Below are 1,622 nucleotides of genomic sequence, written 5' to 3' on the forward strand. Positions count from 1 at the left end.
CTGCGCCGCCTCGCCGCGGGTCAACAGCCGGTCGACGAGTACCCGGTGAGCGGCCCGCAGTCCTGGATGCGCCCGCAGCAGCGCCCGCACCTCCTCGCCCGCGTCCACGAACGGACGCATGACGCCTTCCTCCTCCGCCAACGCCAGTGCGCGGGCCAGCGACGCGGTCGCACGTGCCACCTCGCCGCCACGGCCGGCCGCCACCGCGTCCAACACGCACGCGGCCGTTATGCTGCCGATCCCGGATCCGGTGTCGGCCCGCAGCAGGGGGGCCAGGATCGCCACCGCAGCGGGCGTGTCGGCCCGGGCCAGATGGACGCGGGCCAAGGCGAGCAGTTCGGCCGGGTCGGGGCGGTGTTCGGTGATCCCGCGCCGCACCACGGCCAACGCCGCGTCCGGGTTGCCCACCGCGATCAGCAACTCGACCTCGGTAGCCAGCCGGGTCCGCACACAGATGTCGGGCAGCCCGACCGGACGGTGCGCGCCGAGCAACCGTCGGGCCGTCCGGACATCGCCCGCCCGACCCAGGACAGCCGCATTCAACAGGACGAGGAGCTCAGCGGTCACCGGCTGCGGCCATTGCCGACAGTAGCGTTCTGCTTCGAATGCGTGTCCGCGGGCCGCGACAAAATCATCGGTCTCGAACGAGACGACCGCCATCGCAAGATGCACGTCGGCAAGCCCGGTGACCGCCGCCGGCTGGACATCGTCACGAGCAGTGGTGGCCGACCGGCTCCGGTCCGCCTCCGCGGCCCTGCCAGCCCAGGCTTCGGCCTGGCGCAGCCGCCCGCGCCAGGCGTGGGCCAGGGCGAGTCCGCCCAGACACGACAGCTCCACATCACCTGCGCCCACCTCGCGGGCAAGTCGCAGTGCCGCCCGGAACGACTCGGATGCACCATCGGGACGACCACGCCACAACTCGGCCCGGCCGCGGGTGGCAAACGCGACGGCACGCATGGCGGACAGATTGGTCCACAGCCCGCAATGATGACCATCTGCTCCCGCCGGCACGGCGGTGACGTCCGGGCGCTGGCCGACGCGCAGGAGCCTGCGAACGCAGGCAAGCATCACGTCGGGATCCGCCCGCAGTTCGGCACAGCGCGCTTCGAGGACGTCGAGAACGGTCGTGACCAGACGCCTGCGACCCACCGGAAGGCTGGCCACCCGGATCCGTGCACTGTTCACGCAGCGCTCCGCGGCCTCGACGTCACCCGCGCGGACGCCGCGTGCCGCAACCACGAGCGCACACTCGGTCGACTGGTCGGCAGACCCCACCGGGAACACATCGACCAATGCGCCGACCTGGGCCTCGCGCCCAGCGTCACCGGATCCTGTGATCACCCCGAGGCCGCCCTCAACGAGCAGACAGGCGGCATAGCGCCAATCCCCGGCCCGACCTGCGTGACGGACGGCGGCCGAGAAGTCACGGCGCTCGGCGAACCACAGCGCGGCCCGCAGGTGTAGCTCGGGTTCGTCCTCACGACCCTCTCCCGCAAGATCAGCTCGCATGATGTCGACAAGCAGGCGGTGGAAGCGGTACCAGCTGTCCGCGCCGTCGATACCGACCACGAACGAGTTGGTCGCCGCCAGGTCCGCCAAGAGCGCCCGTCCGTCCACGACCT

Annotated in this window: 1 pseudogene; it reads right to left on the reverse strand. The window is 71.6% G+C overall.

The window, feature by feature from the left end:
• Positions 1-1,622, reverse strand: a pseudogene (locus tag U9980_RS18230) (hypothetical protein); the annotation flags it as partial.

Source organism: Protofrankia sp. Cr1 (genome assembly GCF_963555865.1).
Classification (GTDB): Bacteria; Actinomycetota; Actinomycetes; order Frankiales; family Frankiaceae; genus Protofrankia.